The sequence below is a fragment of the Pseudomonas parakoreensis genome (assembly GCF_021602155.1).
Lineage (GTDB): Bacteria > Pseudomonadota > Gammaproteobacteria > Pseudomonadales > Pseudomonadaceae > Aquipseudomonas > Aquipseudomonas parakoreensis.
In genome coordinates, this window is record NZ_BQHY01000011.1 from 187,017 (window position 1) to 206,074 (window position 19,058).

The 19,058-nt window shown below is 61.9% G+C and carries 11 protein-coding genes; 4 read left to right on the plus strand and 7 right to left on the minus strand.

Annotation, left to right across the window (positions count from 1 at the left end):
* Window positions 1-159 precede the first annotated feature (159 nt).
* Window positions 160-1,368, plus strand: a complete 1,209-nt coding sequence (gene nhaA / locus L6D63_RS18955; RefSeq protein ID WP_095667029.1) for a Na+/H+ antiporter NhaA — start codon at window positions 160-162, stop codon at window positions 1,366-1,368.
* A 139-nt stretch (window positions 1,369-1,507) separates the two neighbouring features.
* Here nhaA and L6D63_RS18960 read toward each other — a convergent pair whose 3' ends face one another.
* Together L6D63_RS18960 and L6D63_RS18965 are read right to left on the minus strand one after the other, a co-directional pair.
* Window positions 1,508-5,977 (minus strand): hemagglutinin repeat-containing protein, encoded by a 4,470-nt coding sequence (locus tag L6D63_RS18960; protein ID WP_131670079.1) that lies wholly within the window; start codon window positions 5,975-5,977, stop codon window positions 1,508-1,510.
* A gap of 113 nt (window positions 5,978-6,090) precedes the next feature.
* A complete protein-coding gene (locus L6D63_RS18965; RefSeq protein ID WP_131670078.1) occupies window positions 6,091-7,818 on the minus strand; it encodes a ShlB/FhaC/HecB family hemolysin secretion/activation protein in 1,728 nt (575 codons plus the stop codon).
* Between the two features lie 342 nt (window positions 7,819-8,160).
* Here L6D63_RS18965 and L6D63_RS18970 point away from each other — a divergent pair, with 342 nt between their 5' ends.
* Both L6D63_RS18970 and L6D63_RS18975 read left to right on the plus strand, forming a co-directional pair.
* Window positions 8,161-9,282: an HlyD family secretion protein gene (locus L6D63_RS18970; protein WP_131670077.1), complete on the plus strand. Its 1,122-nt coding sequence runs from the start codon at window positions 8,161-8,163 to the stop codon at window positions 9,280-9,282.
* Window positions 9,279-10,871: a DHA2 family efflux MFS transporter permease subunit gene (locus tag L6D63_RS18975; protein WP_131670076.1), complete on the plus strand. Its 1,593-nt coding sequence runs from the start codon at window positions 9,279-9,281 to the stop codon at window positions 10,869-10,871. Before L6D63_RS18970 ends, L6D63_RS18975 begins: the two co-directional genes overlap by 4 nt.
* A 108-nt stretch (window positions 10,872-10,979) precedes the next feature.
* Here the strand turns inward: L6D63_RS18975 and L6D63_RS18980 are convergent, their stop codons facing one another.
* The 3 genes from L6D63_RS18980 to L6D63_RS18990 all read right to left on the minus strand — a co-directional run bounded on the left by L6D63_RS18980 (window position 10,980) and on the right by L6D63_RS18990 (window position 14,034).
* Window positions 10,980-11,420 carry a carboxymuconolactone decarboxylase family protein gene (locus L6D63_RS18980; RefSeq protein WP_086794853.1) on the minus strand — a complete coding sequence of 147 codons (441 nt, stop codon included), beginning with the start codon at window positions 11,418-11,420 and terminating at the stop codon, window positions 10,980-10,982.
* Between the two features lie 98 nt (window positions 11,421-11,518).
* Window positions 11,519-12,961 carry a mechanosensitive ion channel domain-containing protein gene (locus L6D63_RS18985; RefSeq protein ID WP_047295170.1) on the minus strand — a complete coding sequence of 481 codons (1,443 nt, stop codon included), beginning with the start codon at window positions 12,959-12,961 and terminating at the stop codon, window positions 11,519-11,521.
* A gap of 206 nt (window positions 12,962-13,167) precedes the next feature.
* On the minus strand, window positions 13,168-14,034 hold the full coding sequence (locus tag L6D63_RS18990; RefSeq protein WP_095667035.1) for a pirin family protein: 867 nt from the start codon (window positions 14,032-14,034) through the stop codon (window positions 13,168-13,170).
* Window positions 14,035-14,357: 323 nt separating this feature from the next.
* On the opposite strand from L6D63_RS18990, the gene dkgB reads away from it, so the two are divergent.
* Window positions 14,358-15,161 (plus strand): 2,5-didehydrogluconate reductase DkgB, encoded by an 804-nt coding sequence (gene dkgB / locus L6D63_RS18995; protein ID WP_131670075.1) that lies wholly within the window; start codon window positions 14,358-14,360, stop codon window positions 15,159-15,161.
* 4 nt (window positions 15,162-15,165) lie between these two features.
* Here the strand turns inward: dkgB and L6D63_RS19000 are convergent, their stop codons facing one another.
* Both L6D63_RS19000 and L6D63_RS19005 read right to left on the minus strand, forming a co-directional pair.
* Entirely contained in the window at window positions 15,166-18,384 is a 3,219-nt protein-coding gene (locus L6D63_RS19000) for a transporter substrate-binding domain-containing protein (RefSeq protein WP_131670074.1), read from the minus strand.
* 8 nt (window positions 18,385-18,392) lie between these two features.
* Window positions 18,393-19,019 carry a response regulator transcription factor gene (locus L6D63_RS19005; protein ID WP_047295178.1) on the minus strand — a complete coding sequence of 209 codons (627 nt, stop codon included), beginning with the start codon at window positions 19,017-19,019 and terminating at the stop codon, window positions 18,393-18,395.
* Window positions 19,020-19,058 lie beyond the last annotated feature (39 nt).

The following is a 19,058-nucleotide window of genomic DNA, read 5'->3' on the forward strand; positions in this document are numbered from 1 at the left end:
ATTCATTCCTTGGAAACGCTCGATTCAAGGGTAATCGTCAGTAAAAACGCGCCTTCCCCCACCTATTGTGTAAAATGCCGCCCGGGTGCCACCGCAACAACGCGGCAGGGCAGGTTTAATTCAGCGCAGGTCGGGCCGCCGCGCGGAGTTCCCGTGCCTATGAGCCACGATCCGTCACGCCTGCAGGCTGCCCCTGCCCGTCAGCAGTCGCCGTCTGCTTTGGCCTTTCTTTCCCGATTTTTCGCCGCCGAGTCCGCCGGTGGCCTGATCCTGATGGCCGCCGCCCTCGCCGCGCTGCTGGTCGCCAATTCGCCTTGGGCGGCCACCTACTTCTCGACCCTGCACATCAAAGTCGCTGGTCTGTCGATCGAACATTGGGTGAATGATGGCCTGATGGCGATCTTCTTCATGCTGGTGGGCCTGGAGATCAAGCGCGAAATGCTCGCCGGTCAGTTGTCGACCTGGGGGCAGCGCGCGCTGCCGGGCTTTGCCGCGCTGGGCGGGATGCTGGTGCCCGCCCTGATCTACGTCGCGATCAACTGGGGCAATCCGCAGACCCTCAGCGGTTGGGCGATCCCCGCGGCCACCGATATTGCTTTCGCTCTGGGCGTACTGTCGCTGCTGGGCAAACGGGTGCCAGTGTCGCTGAAAATCTTCCTCTCTGCGCTGGCCATTCTTGATGATCTGGGTGCAGTGGTGATCATCGCGATTTTCTACACCAGCGGCCTGTCGATAAGCATGCTGTTGGCCTCGTTGGCGGTGATCGCATTGCTGGTGATCCTCAACCGCTGCGGCGTCAGAAAGCTGTGGCCGTACCTGATCGCTGGCGCCCTGCTGTGGTTCTTCATGCTGCAATCGGGGATCCACGCGACTCTCGCCGGGGTGATTCTGGCCCTGTGCATTCCGCTGGGTAACCCGGAAGACGAGCACAACTCGCCGCTGCTCTACCTCGAAGAAAAAATGCATCCGTGGGTGGCGTTCGCCGTGGTGCCGATCTTCGGCTTCGCCAACGCGGGCGTGTCATTGAGCGGCATTTCCCCGAGCAACCTGCTTGAGCCGGTGCCGCTGGGCGTCGCGTTGGGCCTGTTGTTCGGCAAGCAGATCGGCATCCTCGGCCTCGGCGCCCTGGCGATTCGCAGTGGTCTGGCGCAACTGCCGCAAGGCGCGAGCTGGCTGCAACTGTACGGCGTCGCCCTGCTCTGCGGGATCGGCTTCACCATGAGCCTGTTCATTGGCGCACTGGCCTTTCCGGGCGCGCCGCATCTGGTCGATTCGGTGAAGGTCGGTGTGTTGCTGGGTTCGATCCTGTCGGCGCTGCTGGCGGTGGTCGTGCTGATGAATGCGGGTAAGGCGAAGGCGTCGAACTGACCTCAAGGTCTCATCGAAATAAATAACAATGTGGGAGCGAGCCTGCTCGCGAAGGCGCTGGTTCAGTCAACAGTTTCGCTGACTGAACTGACGCTATCACGAGCAGGCTCACTCCCACAGTTTTTTACAGCGGTAATGCTCAGCCTTTTTCGTCGATTCCGGCCTGCAGGGTCTGGCTATCCAGGTTGCCACTCAGGGTCACCGGACCGACTTTCAGGTTGCCGTTATCGAACGACACGTTCGGTGCTTTCTCCTCGGCTTTCTGCGGCAGGTCCAGTCCGGCTTTCACGCCGTATTCACGGTTGACCAAGTCACGGCTACCGACCTTTGAACCGCCCAGATCGACCTTGCCTTCAGCCGATGAAATCCGCGCGCCGGTCAGCTGTGTCGCGCCGTCCACCGCAAGGTTCACACCCTGATTGCCACTGATGCCGGACGCCTGCGCCACGCTGTCCTTGTGCGCGTATTCGCCCTGCGCCTTCAGCGTTGGTTTGTAGTCGGTGCCGGCGAGTTTTTCCTTGTCACTCGGCGGATTCTTCTTCGCGGTCAGGCCCAGATCGACATCGACCCTGGCTTGCGTCTTCGAGTCCTGACGGCTGTCGACGGTCAGGTCACCGGCAACCTTGCCACTGACAGTGTTCGCGTCGATCCGCGCGCCCGACAGTTGTGCATCGCCTGCGCTGTTGAGGACCACGCTGTCAGCCTTGATCTGGCTGTTCTGCTGAGTGGTGCCTTGCAGGTAATCGACGCCGACCTTGGCCCCGGCGTTGAAGCCGTGGTCGCTGCTGGCCTTCTCATCGGCAGCGGTCGGAGTCTTGCTGCTCAGGTTGCCACCGGCATTCAGCGCGACGTTCCAGTTGTTGCGCGTCTCGGTGGATTGCGCCGACTCCTGAACCAAACCGCCCTTCTGTGCATTGATGCTGACGTTCGGTGCGCTGACTTGCGTGCCTTGCAGGTGCACCGCATCACCGCTCAACACGACGTTACTCTGGCTGTTGAGCTGACCACCGGTCAGGGTTTGCGAGTGTTCATTGACCCGACCGATGTTGAAGTTGCCGCTCAGATTAGCGCCCTGATCGCGACTCTTCTCGCTGCTGGATTTGCTGCCGCCGCCCTTCAAACCGCCGCCGAGATTGCTGCCGGTCGCGGTGTGCGTATCGGTGGCCGCTTGCAGATCAAGCTTGCCGTCAGCGTGCAGATCGATGCCGCCGGCACTGTCGATCTTCGTACCCTGGTGAACCTGATTGCCACCGCTGCTCAGTTGCACCGGGCCATTACCGCTGATGCTCGCGACGTGAGCCTGAGTGTCAGTGGTCTGCTTGCCGGTGTGATCGAGCTGGAAGCCTGCGCCGAGGTCAACGTTGGTGCCGTCGGTGCCCGGCAAGGTGCCGACCGTCAGCGAGCCGTTGCCGCGCAGGCTGGAGTCGCTGCTGCTCTGGCGGTCACTGGCCTGATTCAGCGCCAGATCGCCGCCGGTCTTGATGCTCACACCGCCCTGCCCGCCGTCGAAACGGCTGCCAGCGAACTGCGCATCTGCGCCAACGTTGATGTTCACGCCCTGATTGCCGGCATACCCGCCGACTACCGCCGTGCTGCTGTCCTTGCTGCTGTAGCTGTTGCCGCCCGCACCGCTGCCGGCGACGTTCACGTCTTCGCCGGTCTTGGTGTAAACGCGCACGTCGACCTTGGCATCGACTGAGTTATCGGTGCTGCCGTGAGTGTTGCTCGCGGCATCGGCAACCAGTTTGTCGACGCTGATGTTGACCTTGCCGTTGCTCGCGCTGTACTGAGTGCCCTGGTCGTGCAGGGTGCCGGCGGTTTTCACCTCGACACTGCCGCCGTCGAAACGACTGACCACGGCGTTGCTGTTGTGCTCGGTCTTGTCAGCGCTGCCGTGACCGATCGCCACGTCGAGACCAACGTTTGGCTGGCCGAGATTGCTCAGGGCTTCCTTGTCCGGCACCTTGCCGTTGAGCACATCCTTGACCGCACCGGCAATCGGGCGGGCGATGTCCTTGTACTCGACATTGGCGCCGATGTCCGCCGACCAGTTGCTCTGGTTATGGCTGCTGCTTTCGGTGTTGCTGGCGGCGCGGTTGTCGATTTCGTTGGCCGCGACGTTCAGACCGTTGCCAGCCTTGACCTGCGCGCCTTCGGTCACCAGCTTGTCGGCATTGATGTTCAGGCTGCCGCTGCTTTGCACGTGGGTGGTTTGCGCGGTGGTTTTGCTGCTGCTGTCTTGCGTGGTGCTGTGGGCAAAATCGACACCACTGCCGGCGCGGTCGAGGCCACCGGTGTAGTAGAAACCACCGCCGGTGCTGGAGGTATCGGTCGAAGTTTTGTGGCTGTCCTGTTCGGCCAGCAACGACACATTATTGCCGCTCAGTGTGGTGTCGCCGGCCGTGGATTTGACTTCACCGCCCTTGATGGTCAGATCGCCGCCGGCCTTTACCTGCACGCTGGCGCCGCTGAGGCTGGAGCCTTGCTGGTTGACGTCGTTGCGGGTGACGGTCTGCTGCTTGTCTTCGTAGTGCACCCCGGCGCGGTATTGCTCCGGCGTTTGCTCTTTGGCGTAGGCATCGAAGCCACGGGTCTCGGTGGTAGAGCTGCTGTCGTGGCTGTTCTGCGTGGAATGCACGTTCACATCACCCGCTGCGTCCGCCGTCAGCGCGCCGCCAGCCTTGACCGTGGAGCCGGCCACTTCGATGTCCTTGGCGCTTTTAAGCTTGAGGTTGCTGTCGGAAACCAGCTCGCTGCGCACCGTGGTGCTGTCCCTGGCGTTCTGCCGCGATTCGTCCTTGGTGATGCCGAAGAACTTGCTGTCCTTGTCGTGGTTGTTGCTGTGCGAGGTGTCCTGCACGCCGTCGATCACCAGCGAACCCTGATCACTGATCACGCTGGCCTCGGTGCCGCCACGGACCTGGCTGCCGCTGATGCGCACATCATCAGCCTTGACGATCAGTTTGCCGGCCGCATTGATTTTGCTGCCCTGATGTCGGGTCTGGCCCTTGTCGGCGTCTCCGGTCTTGCCGAAGAATCCGCCACCAACCAGGTCGCCTGAGTAGCTGTTGTCATTACTGCGACTGGTGCGCGTGGCGGTGGTGACGTCCACTTGCTTGCCCGCCAGTTTCACATCGCCGGCGCTGTTCAGTTCGGCGCCTTCGGAACGCAACAACGCCGCGGTTTGCAGCGCGATATTGCCACCCTTCAACTGGCTGCCAAGGCTGCGCTGCTCCTCGCTGCTGCTGTTCCAGTCAGCCTTCCACAAATGCTTGCGATGGTTGCCCTGATCGGTCTGAGTATGGCGTTCGGTGGCCGCAGTCAGGCGCAGATCACCGCCGCTGTGCACATCGAGATTTTTCGCCGCTTCAACCTTGGCGGCTTTGAGTTCGGTGTCTTTGCCGGAAGACAATTTCGCATCGCGGCTGGCGACGATCTGGCTGCCGTGCTGGCGAGTTTCACTGTCGGTCTGGGTGCGGTCGTAGGTTTCCCAGGTGATGCCGATGGTGCTGTTGCTCCATTTTTCGCGTTTTTCCTGAAGCTTGCGGCTTTCGACGGTACTCAAGGTCAGGTTGCGCTTGGCATTGACGCTGACGTCGCGACCACTGACGTCGGTGGCGGCCAATGTCAGATCGTTGCCGCTGTGCAGGCCGACATCGCCCTGACTGCTGCGAATGCCGGCACGGGTCACGTCGAGGCTGTTGGGGATCGCTTCACCGCTGACGCTGAGGTCGCCAGCCGAACGGATCTGCACGCCGTCACGCCCGGCCACTTGTACCGCGCCCACACGCACGCCCGCGCCTTCGGCGGTGCTGACGATATTGATGCGCCCGGCCTGCATCGCACCGAACAGGCTGGCGTCGATGCGTTGATCGGTGGTGTTGCCCACCGGGTCCACGGTTTTTACCTGACCGCTGGCGTAGTCCACCTGATTGCGCCCCGCCGTGAGGTTGAGTTGATCGCGGGCGTCAATGCGGCCCTGGCTGTCGATACGCGGGGCAATCAGGTTGACCGAACCCTCGGCATTACGCAGGCCGCCACTCTGAATCTGCAACTGACCACTGGCGTCGCGGGTGTTCAGCGCTTGCAGTTTGCCGTCGTTCAATTCAGGACGACCGACCAGCAGACTGGCGTTCGGCGTGTTGATGAAGCTGCCGCCGTTCACCGAGATGCCGTTGGGGTTGGCCAGCACGTAATCGGCAGCGCGGCCGAAGATTTCCTGGGCGCCATTGATCGCCGAAGGGTTACGGCTGATCACCTCGTTGAGGATCACGCTCGCCGCCTGCCCCTGCAGTTGCGGGTTGGCCGCCAGTTGCCCGGCGAGCTGCGATTGCCCGGCCTGCAAGGCGTTGTTCAGCACCAGACCCTGACGGTCGACGTTGTAGTCGAGGAACTGGTTGTGCGACAGGCCCGAGCCGTTGGGCGCGACGATATTGACGATGGGCACGCCGCCCTGAGTCTGCAATTGCGCGGTGCCGCCGGGGCCGGGTGCGACCACCACACCGCCGGCGATAGCGGTCGGCAGGTGCACGGCGAAGAACAGGCTGGCGATCGCCCAGCGCAGTTTGCCCCGAGGAGAAAGATGAAATGCAAAGGTGTGTGCTGGCATAAAAACGTCTCCATGTAAGTACGGCATCACGGCGCGCGATTGAGTGTTGGCCGTGGCTGTCGCGCTCAGATCCGACGGCTGTTTGTTCACTGCTTGATGAGTCTCGGTGGTGCTCATATCTGCAACCCTACGCGCATCAGCCAGGTCTCTGGCTCGTGCTGCAATCCGTTGGGGGTGTTGAGGGCGCGCTGGTAATCGACGTCCACTTGCAGATTCTTCCAGCCCAGATTCAGCCCGACGCTGGCGCCGCTCAGGCGTTGGCGCTGGGCACCGTGATCGGCCTTGAGCCAGCCGTTGTCCAGCGCCACGCGCGGGGTGATCTGCAGCGGCCAGTCGTTGCGCAGGGGCAGACGCAAGGTGTTGCGCCAGATCGCGCCGCTGGCGGCGGATGCGCTGTTGACCCGATAGCCGCGCACTGCCGAATCGTCGGTGCCGAGCAACTGTTCGATGGCCGGCAACGGGTCGGGGCTGTATTGCAAATTGAGCTGACTCTGCCACTGCCACGCTTGCGCGCCGAACTGGCCGTTGCGCCATTGGCTGAGGCCAGCGCGGTACTTGCGAAATTGCGCTTTGGGCAGGTTGTTGACCGCGTGATGGGCGTCGTCATCGGCGCCCAGCCAGCGCAGGCCTTGCGAGTAGGTGAAGTCGAGGTTCCACACCGCACGGTCGAGCCAGAACAGATTGAGTCCGGCTTCGGCCACGGTCAGAGTCGGGCTTTGAATGCCCAGACGGACATTTTCCAGATAGCTGTCGACGTCCTTGTGCGCCAGTTGCAGGTTGGCGCTGAGCTGGCGGCTCTGGTCGCGCCACAACACGCGGTCGGCGCGCAGGCTCAGTTGATCGGTGATGCCGGTGCTGTACAGGGTCGCGCTGGGCAGTTTGAACGGCGCACGATACTCGGCGTGGCTGGCGAACGCGCTGTAGGTCCAGTAGCCGTAGGGAATCGCGTAATACAGGCTGGCGTTGCGACTGTAGCGGTCGCCCTGATTCAACGTGTCGCTGGCGCTGAGGCTCAGCAGGTCGTTGAGTTGCAACGGACTGTCGAAGCTCAGGCTGACGCTGTTGCGATCCCGCCCGGTGCTGGCGCTGCCGAGGTTGTCCATGCCCAGCCCCAACGCCCAGCGCGACTGTCCGGAAGTGCGCGAGCGCAGGATGATTCGCGACGCGCCAGGCTGGCTGCCGGGGGCGATGTCGGCGGTCAGGTCAAGCGAGCGCAAGCGGTTCAACTGATCGAGGCCTTGCTCCAGATCGCGCAGGTTCAGCGGCTGGCCGAGCATGTGCGGGAACGCGCCGCCCAGCGAAACGGGCAGGCTCTGATCGGCCAGTTCGATCGACTCGATGTAGCCTTCGTCCACCATGATGTCCAGCGACTGCCCCGCCGCCGGCGCACTCAACAGGTACGGGCGGCTGGCGATGTAGCCCTGCTCGACATAGATCGCGGTGATAGTCGCCAGCAAATGATTGATCTGGCCGACGCCCATGCACGGCGCCAGCAGCGGTTTGATCCGCGTGTTGAGCTTGTCGCTGTCGAGCAGCGTAACGCCGCCGATACGCGTGCCGCTCAGTGGCCAGCAGCGTTCATCGGGGGTGACGGTTTGCGGGATGGCCGGTGTGGCCGGTGCCGGACCGAACGCACCGCGCTCCAGTTGGCGCTTGCGTTGTTCCATCTGCAGTTGTTGCAAATCGCGCTGTTGCTGTTGCTGCTGGCGCAGCACTTCCTGGCCCGGCGCAACAGAGTCAGCCGCTTGAATCGAGGAGGCACACACACTCAACACAAAGGCCGACAACAGCGGGCAAAGCGTGAAGCGACGACGAGAAACAGCGCAAAGCAAATACGGCACGCAACATCCTTGCAAGCATGAAATGGCGTAATGCCACTTCATCAATGCGAGTGATAGTCAGAGCCTTCCTACACAAATGCAAGACGCTTCCTACAGCGCTTACATTTCTTAAACATTTGATTTTGCTGCGTTCAACGCTAGGCCATCAGGGTTTCCCCGAGGGCTCTCATCGAGTTCTCAAAGACCTGCCCCGCATTACCGGGACTGTCATTTCTCGAAACCGCTCCAAACCCCGAGGCCGGGTAAGCAACTGACGATCGGCACAAAAACATAATTGCCACAAAATATTACTTGCGTCATATTACGACTGTAATAACCACTCGTTACCGCAGGTATTACGCCATGACCGCCATGTCCACCCTCGAGCCCGACCTGTCATCCCCGGTCACCCCCGCCAAACCGCCTTTGCGCAAGCGCCTGCTGCTGACCGGCTCTGGCCTGATCGCGCTGGTCATGGTCGGCGTGTACGCCAGTCATTGGTGGAGCACCGGGCGTTTTCTCGAGGAGACTGACGATGCCTACATCGGTGGCGACGTCACGGTGATCGGGCCGAAGGTTGCCGGCTACATCGAAGAAGTGCTGGTCAGCGACAACCAGTCGGTGAAAGCCGGCGATGTGTTGATCCGACTTGATGCGCGCGACTATCGCGCCAACCTCGCCAAAGCCGAAGGCGCAGTAGCCGCCGAAGAGGCGCTGCTGGCCAACCTCGACGCCACCGAGCAACTGCAGCAAGCAGTGATTGGCCAGGCCCGCGCCGGCATCGATGCCGCCGGTGCCGAAACCGCCCGCTCGCGGGACGACAACGCGCGCTATAAACGCCTGGTCAGCAGCAATGCCGTGTCGGTGGAAAGCGCCCAACGCGCCGACGCCAGCTTCAAGACCGCCCAGGCCTTGAGTGCCCGCGCCCAGGCCGAACTGCTCGCCGCCCAGCGCCAACTGGCGGTGATCGACACCCAGAAACAACAGGCCCGTGCCGCCCTGCAACAAGCCCGGGCCGAGCGTGATCTGGCGCAGTTGAACCTCGGCTACACCGAACTGCGCGCGCCGGTTGATGGCGTGATCGGCAATCGCCGCGCACGGGTCGGCGCCTATGCCCAGGCCGGGTCGCAACAGTTGTCGGTGGTGCCGGCCAGCGGTCTGTGGGTGGATGCCAATTTCAAGGAGGACCAACTGGCGCGGATGAAACCCGGGCAACGGGTGAGCATCCGCGCCGACGTGCTTTCCGGCCAGGAGTTCCACGGCCGCCTCGACAGCCTCGCCCCCGCCACCGGCTCGCAATTCAGCGTGCTGCCGCCAGAGAACGCCACCGGCAACTTCACCAAAATCGTCCAGCGGGTGCCGGTGCGAATTCTGCTCGATCCGGCGGACGGCGTGCTCGGGCATCTGCGGCCAGGCTTGTCGGTCACCGCTGAAGTCGACACCCGCGCGCCCGCTGAATCCAGCGCCGTGGCCGTCGCACCATGAGCACCGCCCTCACCGCCCCGGCGCAACCGTTCAACGCCGCCGACATGGCCACCGCGACCAAAGTATTCGCCTTCGCCACGATGTGCATCGGCATGTTCATTGCGCTGCTGGACATCCAGATCGTCTCGGCCTCGCTGCGCGACATCGGCGGCGGACTCTCGGCCGGCACCGACGAAACCGCGTGGGTGCAGACCAGTTACCTGATCGCCGAAATCATCGTGATCCCGCTGTCGGGCTGGCTGTCGCGGGTGTTCTCCACCCGCTGGCTGTTCTGTGCTTCGGCGGTCGGCTTCACCCTGGCCAGTTTGCTTTGCGGTGTGGCGTGGAACATCCAGAGCATGATCGCCTTTCGGGCGCTGCAGGGCTTTCTCGGCGGCTCGATGATCCCGCTGGTGTTCACCACCGCGTTCTTTTTCTTCACCGGCAAACAACGGGTAATCGCCGCCGCGACCATCGGTGCCGTGGCGTCACTGGCGCCGACCCTGGGTCCGGTAATCGGTGGCTGGATTACCGACATTTCCTCATGGCACTGGCTGTTCTACATCAACCTGGTGCCGGGAGTTTTCGTCGCCGTGGCCGTGCCGATGCTGGTAAAGATCGACCAGCCGGAACTGGCGCTGCTCAAGGGCGCGGACTACTTGAGCATGGTATTTCTCGCGCTGTTTCTCGGCTGCCTGGAATACACCCTCGAAGAAGGCCCGCGCTGGAACTGGTTCAGCGATCAAACGATTCTGACCACGGCATGGATCAGCGGTCTGGCGGGTTTGGCCTTTATCGGGCGCACCTTGCACGTGGCCAATCCGATCGTGGATTTGCGCGCCCTCAAGGATCGCAATTTCGCCCTCGGCTGCTTCTTTTCCTTCGTCACCGGGATTGGTCTGTTCGCGACGATTTACCTGACGCCGCTGTTTCTCGGCCGGGTGCGAGGCTACAGCGCGCTGGACATTGGTCTGGCGGTTTTTTCCACCGGGGTGTTCCAGATCATGGCGATTCCGTTGTACGCCTTTCTCGCCAATCGCATGGATTTGCGCTGGATCATGATGCTTGGGCTGGGCTTGTTTGCGGTGTCGATGTGGGAGTTCAGTCCGATCACCCACGACTGGGGTTCCGCTGAGTTGATGTTGCCGCAAGCGCTGCGCGGGATCGCCCAGCAACTGGCGGTGCCGCCGGCAGTGACGCTGACCTTGGGAGGCTTGGCACCGGCACGCTTGAAGCACGCTTCGGGGCTGTTCAACCTGATGCGCAATCTGGGCGGAGCCATCGGCATTGCCGCGTGCGCGACCATTCTCAATGACCGCACCAACCTGCACTTCACCCGCCTGGCCGAGCATTTGAACAGCAGCAACGAGGCGCTGAATCAGTGGCTGGCGCAGGTCGGTGGCAACCTGGAAACACTGGGTCAGAGTGGTGACGTCGGGATCACCGCCGGTCTGCGTCAGCTGTGGCTGCTGACCTACCGCGAGGCGCAGACCCAGACCTACGGCGATACCTTTTTGATGATCATGCTGTGCTTCATCATCGCCACGGCGATGGTGCCCTTGATGCGCAAGGTGCAACCACCGGCTGCGCCGAGTGCAGATGCGCATTGATGCCTCGCCCGTGTAGGAGCTGCCGCAGGCTGCGATCTTTTGATCTTGTCTTTAAAAGATCGCAGCCTCGTTTCACTCGACAGCTCCTACAGGGTTATGGGTTGCGGCTTAGAGCTGCGGGGTTTTGCGGAAGCCCACGGCCAGGCGGTTCCAGCTGTTGATGGTGCTGATCGCCACGCTCAGGTCGACCATTTCCTTGGGCGTGAATTGCGCGGCGACGATGTCATAGTCTTCGTCCGGGGCGTGGGTCAGGCTCAGTTGGGTCAGCGACTCGGTCCACAGCAGTGCAGCACGTTCGCGCTCGGTGAAGAATGGCGCTTCACGCCACGCGGTCACGGCGAACAGCCGGCGCGGGGTTTCGCCGCCCTTGATCGCGTCAGCGGTGTGCATGTCAATGCAGAATGCGCAGCCGTTGATCTGCGATGCACGCAGCTTGACCAGCTCGATCAGGGTCTTTTCCAGCGGCAGTTTCGAGACCGCAGTTTCCAGGGCCATCATCGCTTTCAGGGCGTCTGGGGAAGCAGTGTAGAAATCGGTACGAGCTTTCATGGTGGAGTTTCCGGGGGCCAGTGAATGTGTGACTAAGGTAGTCCCGCCACTGCCCCGGACAAATAGCCAATCTCCCGGAAGACGAGTAGACCACCGCGTCACACGCGCTGGCGCAACCAGTGCAGAAACCCGGTTTTCGCCACCACGGTCGGCACGTCCTGGGTCAGGGTCTGAGCCTTGTGCAGGCGATAATCGAGCAAGGCTTTCATCGCCTCGTTGATGTCGTGGCGGGCATCCAGGCACGGCTTCAGGTAGGTCTTCTCGATGCGATACAGCGCGCAGAAGGTTTTTGCGGCGAAGGTCGCCGGCACCGACGAATCGGACAGAATACCGGCCTCGCCAATCACTTCGCCCGGCCCCATGCGCCCGGATTCGAACGGGCTGCCATGGCGGGTCAGGGTTACGCTGACCACGCCGGATTCGATGATGAACAAATGATCGCTGACCTCCCCGGCCTCGAGGATCGTTTCCCCGGCGCGGAAGGTTTGCAGGGTCATGTTCTGGCTGAAGGTGTCTTTCTCTTCCTGGCGCAGGGTGGAGAAAATCGGTGAGCTGTCGAGCAGCGCCCGCGGCCGCGAAAGGTTGCCGGTGACGATCGGTTCGACACTCGACAACAGATTGACCCCGGACGCCTGCAGATGCCGGTAAGCCAGATCGAACAACTGATTGCGCACCGGACGTTTCTGGTCCATCGACGACACAAAGCCGCTGATTTCGTATTCGACACCGGTGCTGCTGGCGCTTTTTAGTGCGACGCTCGGCGCGGGATTGTCCAGCAGCGGACGGCAGCCCTGCATCGCCCGCTCCAGCGCATCGATCACCGTATTGGGCCGGGCATGCGGGCTGACCTGGACACTGACGGCCAGGCCGAACATGTTGCTCGGCCGGCTGAAGTTGATGATCTTGGCCTTGGCCGCCAGCGAGTTGGGAATCACCGCCATGCTGCCCTGGCTGGTCTGCAGACGCGTAGCGCGCCAATCGATGTCGATGACCCGGCCTTCGGTGCCGTCGATGGAGATCCAGTCATCGATCTGATACGGCTTGGTAGTGTTGAGCACGATCCCGGAAAACACATCACTGAGGGTGCTCTGCAACGCCAGACCGACAATGATCGCCAAGGCCCCGGACGTCGCCAGCACGCCTTTGACCGGCAGATCGAGCACGTAGGCCAGTGCGGCGATAATCGCGATCAGGAAAATCACCGCCCCGAGCAGATCCTGCAACAGCCGCCCGGTGTGCCCGACCCGCTGCATCATCACCGCGCCGATCAACACGGTCAGGGTGCGCGCGCCGAACAGCCACCAGCCGATCTGCAACCCGGTCGCCGCCAGATGCAACGGCACATTGTCCGCCCACGGCGCCGGCTCCATCGGGTTGAGGCCTTCGTTGAACAGCACCGCGCTGAACAGGCTGAAAATCAGCACCCGCACCAGCAGCTTCCACTCGCTGCCACGGGCACTGATCAGGCGCCACAGGCCCAGATCGAGCAGGATCAGAATCAACGCGCAAAACAACGGATGTTCGGTCAAAAAAGACAACATCAAAGCACTCCGACAGGGCCCAGTCGCGAGAAGATCGCACAGATTGGGCAAGTGTAGGAGTAATTGATTTCAGAGGCAGAACACCCGCGCAAAAACACCAAAAACCAATGGGGAGCGGGCTTGCTCGCGAAGGCGGTGGATCAGTCAGACACGCATCGACTGTAAGTCCGCTTTCGCGAGCAAGCCCGCTCCCACAGGGATGAAATTTACCCGTGCATTTGGCCAAAACGCCCGGACTGGAAGTCGGCGAATGCCTGATGAATTTCCTGCTCGGTGTTCATCACGAACGGGCCATGGCCGACAATCGGTTCGTCGATCGGCTCGCCGCTGAGCAGCAGCACCACCGCGTCTTCACCGGCCTCAAGGGTCAACTGACACCCCTCACGTTCAAACAGCACCAATTGCCCGACACCCGCCGTTTGCGCACCGTTGATCTGCACCGACCCTTTCAACAGCACCAGCGCAGTGTTGCGCCCTTCGTGCAGATCCAGGCTCAGCAACTTGCCGGCATTGAGCCGCAGGTCCCAGACGTCGATCGGCGTGAACGTGCGCGATGGGCCTGTATGCCCCTCGAACTCACCGGCAATCAGCCGCAGGCTGCCGGCGTCGTCCTTCAGCGCGATATTCGGAATATCGCCGTCGAGTATGGTCTGGTAGCCGGGCGCGGCCATTTTGTCCTTGGCCGGCAGGTTGACCCACAGCTGCACCATTTCCAGATTGCCGCCGGTTCTGGCGAAATCATCCGAGTGAAACTCTTCATGCAGGATCCCGGACGCAGCCGTCATCCACTGCACGTCGCCCGGGCCGATGGTGCCGCCGCTGCCGGTGGAGTCACGGTGCTGCACCTCGCCGTCGTAGACGATGGTCACGGTTTCAAAACCACGGTGCGGGTGCTGGCCGACGCCACGGCGCTCGGTGGTCGGAGTGAATGCGGCCGGGCCTGCGTGATCGAGCAGCAGGAACGGGCTGATGTGCTTGCCCAGGTTGTCGTAGGAAAACAGGGTGCGCACCGGGAAACCATCGCCGACCCAATGGCCGCGAGGGCTGGTGTAGATACCGATGATGTTTTTCATGGTTGCCTCCAGAAAAGTGGGTGACGCAATGGATTAAGCTTAAATCCATGACGGTCGGAGGACTAGACGGCAAAAATCAGCTTAAGTGTTCCATCTGCAGGACAGTAGTGCACCTTTCGCGAGCCATTCACAACCCCCTGTAGGTGCTGCGGCACGCTGCGATCTTTTGATCTTGTTGTTTAAAATCAAAAGATCGCAGCGTGCCGCAGCGCCTGCAAGATTCGTGACTTCTGCTCAACAGTGCTTTGCCCCACCAACGGTTTTTCTCAAGGACGCAGACGCGGATACTCCCGCCCATTCTCACTGCAACCCTGGAGTCATCAATGTCTGTTCCCGCTTTTGGTCTGGGTACGTTTCGCCTGCAAGGCCAGGTGGTCATCGATTCGGTGCGCAATGCGCTGGATCTCGGTTACCGCGTCATCGACACCGCGCAGATCTACGAGAACGAAGCCGAGGTCGGTCAAGCCATCGCCGCCAGCGGCATTGCTCGCCAGGATCTGTTCATCACCAGCAAGATCTGGATCGCCAACTTCGCCAGGGATCGCTTGATCGACAGCCTCAAGGAAAGCCTGGGCAAGCTGCAGACCGACTACCTCGACCTGACGCTGATCCACTGGCCATCGCCGGAAGATCAAGTGCCGGTCGCCGAGTTCATGGGCGCACTGCTCGAAGCCAAACGTCTGGGCCTGACCCGGCAGATCGGCGTTTCCAACTTCACCATCGAGCTGATGCAACAGGCGATTGCAGCGGTCGGCGCAGACAACATCGCCACCAACCAGATCGAACTGCACCCGTACCTGCAAAACCGCAAAGTGGTCGAGTTCGCCCAAAGCCAAGGCATCCAGATCACCTCGTACATGACCCTGGCCTATGGCGAAGTGCTCAAGGACCCGCTGATCCAGCAGATCGCCACACGCCTGCAAGCGACCCCGGCGCAAGTCACTCTGGCCTGGGCGATGCAACAGGGCTACGCGGTGATTCCATCGTCGACCCGTCGCGCCAATCTGCAAAGTAACCTCGGTGCTACGGCGCTGACCCTGAGCGACGCCGACATGGCGTTGATCGCCACACTGGAGCGTGGCCAGCGCCTGACCAACCCGAAAGGCATTGCCCCGCAGTGGGACTGATCGTTCAAGTCTGAAGGTGCTGCGCGAGACTGAGCATGGCCTCGCGCAGCATCTCGACCGAGCGCTCGACCACTTGGGCTTCGGCGTCTCGGCAAACCTGCTCAAGGTCCGCACAGGCTGCCGCCACTCGCGCGGCACCGACCATCTGCGCACCGCCCTTGATGTGATGAGCCAGCGTACGCAATTCGCTCAGATTGAGGGGCCGGCATGCGACGTCCAGCCGTTGCAGGTCGTCCAGCAGACTGCACAAGACTTGCTCTCGCAATCGTTGCATCAGCGCATGATCGTTACCGGCCATTTGCTCCAGCGCGCTCAGGTCGAGCTCGGTCAAGGGCAGTGGCGGCTTTGGCTCGCCTGCATTTTCGCTGTGTCCGGCGCCCTGCAATGCCAGCGCCAGATCAGCCAGGCGGATCGGTTTGAACAGGCAGTCATCCATACCGGCCTCAAGACACCGCGCCTTTTCCTCGATCTGCGCATTGGCGGTAAAGCCGATAATCAGACACCGTGCCCGGCCGCTCGCCGCCTCTTCGCCACGGATGGCCCGCGCGAGTTCGTAGCCGTTGCGCCGGGGCATGTTGCAGTCGGTGATCAGCACGTCAAACGCTTGTGCCCGCCAGCGTTGCAGCCCCTGTTCACCGTCTTCGATATCGACGGTGCGGTGGCCGAGCTCACTCAACTGCCAACAGAGCAGCAGCCGGTTGACCGGATGGTCATCCACCACCAGCACGCTCAGCGAGCGCGCCGGCGTGTCCGCCACCGCGGTGCTTGCAGCCTCGGCGGCAAGCGCGGCCAACGATTGCAATTGCAGACTGATCTCGACCTGTGTTCCATGCCCCGGCTCGCTGGCAAGGCGCAGCGTACCGCCCATCATTTCGCAGAGCTCACGGCTGATCACCAAGCCCAGCCCCGAACCACTGCGCGCGGACTGCCCGGGGTTGCCGGCCTGCACAAACGGGCTGAACAGGCGCTGGCGGTCATGCTCGCTGATGCCGATGCCACTGTCTTCGATCACCACCGTCACGCCCACGCTTGCGAGCGGCATCGCGTGCACTGACAGCCGCACGCTGACCTCGCCTTGCTCGGTGAACTTGATCGCATTGCTCAACAGGTTCGACAGCACTTGCTTGAAGCGCACCGGATCAATCAACACGTCAACGTCGCTGCCCGCCCCCAGCTCGATGTGCCATAACAGGCACTTTTGTCGCGCCAGCCCTTCGAATACCCGGCACACCGAAGCCACCAGTTCGCGCAGGTTGGCCCGCTGCGGCGCGAGGGACAACTGCCCGGATTCGATGCGCGCGATATCGAGAATGTCGCCGATCAGCGCAAGCAGTTGCTGACCGGCGCCCGACGCAACCTGAATCGCCAACCGGTCAGTGACACCCTCCTCGGCACGTTTGAGCGCCAGTTCGAGCATGCCGATCAACGCGTTCATCGGCGTGCGGATTTCATGGCTCATGGTCGCCAGGAAAGTCGTCTTGGCGCGGTTGGCATCGTCAGCCGCCTCCTTGGCTTGCTGCAACTGATGCAACCATTGCTGACGCTGACGTAACTGCCGGCGTTGAAAACCGATCCAGGCCAATGCCAGCACCAGCAACCCCGCCGCGGCGACAAACCCCAGAACAATCTCGCGGCGGTGGCGCACCCAATAGCTCTCCTCCACCACCACATCATGGCTCCAGCGCTCGACCAACTCGTCCATCTGCTGAGGTGCGATGCTCAGCAGTGCCTTGTTCAGCAATGTGTGCAGCGCCGTGGCCTGCGGTGCGGTCGCCAACGCGATGCGTGCCGGTTGATCGCCAACGGTGTTGGTGATGCGCAAACGCTCGCGGTACTGGCGGGCAAGCAGAAAGCGCGCCACCAGCAGGGAACTGACCGTTGCATCGGCCTGGCCCTTGACGATCAGTTCCATGCCCTCAGCGGGACTGCGCACCTCCACCAGAGTTAATCGTGGCACGCGCCGCACCAGGTACTCGCGCAACGGATGCCCGCGATAAATGGCCAGTCGTTTACCCTGTAAATCGTCGCGGCTGCGCGGGCTGCCGGCCGTTGTCGCACTGATCAGCACAAACGGGTTGTTCAGATACGCGCGTGTGAACTGCAGCTCGGCTTCACGCTCGCTGCTCGGCGTCACCACCGGCAACACGTCGAGCTCACCGGCCTGGAGCTGTTCGATCTGGCGGTCCAGCGAACGCCCCCGAACCACGTCGAATTGCAAACCGGTGCGCTGGCTGATCAGGTTGAGCAGCTGTGCCGACAGACCACTGAAACGGCCCTCGGCATCAAAAAAACTCAGCGGCGCAAAGTCCTCGATCACCCCCACGCGCACCACCGGGTGCTGCGCCAACCAATCCTGCTCACTGGCACTCAGACGTACCCGCGACTGCGCGGCCATCTGCGCGCGCCCTGCGCTCCAGCGTTGCTCGATAAGCTGACGACGTTCCATGGGAATCGCCGCCAGTGCCTTGTCGATGATGCGTTTGAGGCGTACTTCACTGCGCCGCAGGGCGAAACCGAAGGCGTTGGCATCCAGCCCCGACGGCCCGGCCAATTGCAGGTCATTGCGATAATTGGTGTTGATCAGGTAATTGGTGCTGATCAGATCGCCTAGGTAGCCATCATCGACACCGAAAGCCACTGCCCCCAGTGCGTCCATCGCCGAGGGATAGCGCAGCACCTGCGCCTTGGGATAGAACGCCTGCACACTGGCCAGCGGCAGATAGTCCTCGACCATGGCGATGCGTTTGCCGGCCAGGTCCGCCGGCAACGTTTCGTCTAACCGGGTCACCAGCATCGGCTGATCGTCGGCGTAAGTTCGCGACAGCACAAAGTCGGGGTCGGCGAGTTCAAAGCTGTTGGAGGTGCCCAGCAGGTCGAGTTCGCCCTGTTTGAGCGCAGCCATGACTTGCTCGCGATTGGCGAAACGCTGCACATCGATGCGAACCCCGAGCAGTTGCGCCAGCAGGTCGGCGTAATCGGCGGTGAGCCCTTCCAGCTCGTGTTGATTGCGGGTGATTTCGAACGGCGGATAGTCCGCACCGGAAATGCCCATGCGCAAGACCGGATGCTGGCGTAACCACTGACGGTCACGCTCATCGAGCGCGACAGGGATATTGTCCAGTTCGGCCTGGGCCAACAGTTCCAGGTGCTGCGCCGGCTCACTGGCCCAAGAGGTGGCCGTGATGCTCAACCACAGGACACAGCACCAGCCTTGCAGATTCATCAGGTCACTCAGAGCAGATGATTGCGTTTGGCGAGTTCACGCAAGTGCACCGTCGAGGTGATCCCGAGTTTTTTCATCAAACGGGTTTTGTAGGTGCTGACGGTTTTATGGCTCAGGTGCGTGTCTGCGGCGATCATTTTGTTGGCTTTGCCATGCGCCAATTGCACAAGGATATTCAACTCACGATTGGACAGGTCGTCGATCATCTGTTTTTCGCTGCGGTGCAAAGGGGTCGACGTATAGTCCTTGTCAGACGACGCCGCAAAATAGGCATAGCCTGACATCAACGCCTGAATTGCCTTGTGCAATTGCAGCAACTGGTTGGTTTTGGCCACGAAGCCCAAGGCACCGGCACGCAAGCAGCGGTCCTGATAATACTGCGGGTCTTGAGAGGTGAAGATCAGCACCTTGCATTTGGGGTCAATGGTCTTCAGCCGTTCCAGCAGCTCCAGGCCACCGATCCCCGGCAACTTGAGGTCGAGCACCACCAGGTTGGGTTTGTGCTCACGATTCAGGGCCAGGGCCTCGCTGGCGCTCGCGGCCTCGTGAATCTCCTTGAATCGCTCGGTCTGGAGTACGAGTCTCACGGCTGCGCGCACCACCGGATGATCGTCGACGATCAGCGCTGACTTCATGACGGCTCCCCGTGCAACTACCTGACAAAGGCGCCACAG

Excerpts from the sequence above, each read along its gene's own strand:
- L6D63_RS18970 (WP_131670077.1), top strand. The coding sequence starts at position 8,161 with ATGACCGCCATGTCCACCCTCGAGCCCGACCTGTCATCCCCGGTCACC.
- L6D63_RS18980 (WP_086794853.1), bottom strand. The coding sequence starts at position 11,420 with ATGAAAGCTCGTACCGATTTCTACACTGCTTCCCCAGACGCCCTGAAA.
- L6D63_RS18960 (WP_131670079.1), bottom strand. The coding sequence starts at position 5,977 with ATGCCAGCACACACCTTTGCATTTCATCTTTCTCCTCGGGGCAAACTG.
- L6D63_RS18985 (WP_047295170.1), bottom strand. The coding sequence starts at position 12,961 with ATGTTGTCTTTTTTGACCGAACATCCGTTGTTTTGCGCGTTGATTCTG.
- L6D63_RS18990 (WP_095667035.1), bottom strand. The coding sequence starts at position 14,034 with ATGAAAAACATCATCGGTATCTACACCAGCCCTCGCGGCCATTGGGTC.
- nhaA (WP_095667029.1), top strand. The coding sequence starts at position 160 with ATGAGCCACGATCCGTCACGCCTGCAGGCTGCCCCTGCCCGTCAGCAG.
- L6D63_RS19005 (WP_047295178.1), bottom strand. The coding sequence starts at position 19,019 with ATGAAGTCAGCGCTGATCGTCGACGATCATCCGGTGGTGCGCGCAGCC.
- L6D63_RS19000 (WP_131670074.1), bottom strand. The coding sequence starts at position 18,384 with ATGAATCTGCAAGGCTGGTGCTGTGTCCTGTGGTTGAGCATCACGGCC.
- dkgB (WP_131670075.1), top strand. The coding sequence starts at position 14,358 with ATGTCTGTTCCCGCTTTTGGTCTGGGTACGTTTCGCCTGCAAGGCCAG.
- L6D63_RS18975 (WP_131670076.1), top strand. The coding sequence starts at position 9,279 with ATGAGCACCGCCCTCACCGCCCCGGCGCAACCGTTCAACGCCGCCGAC.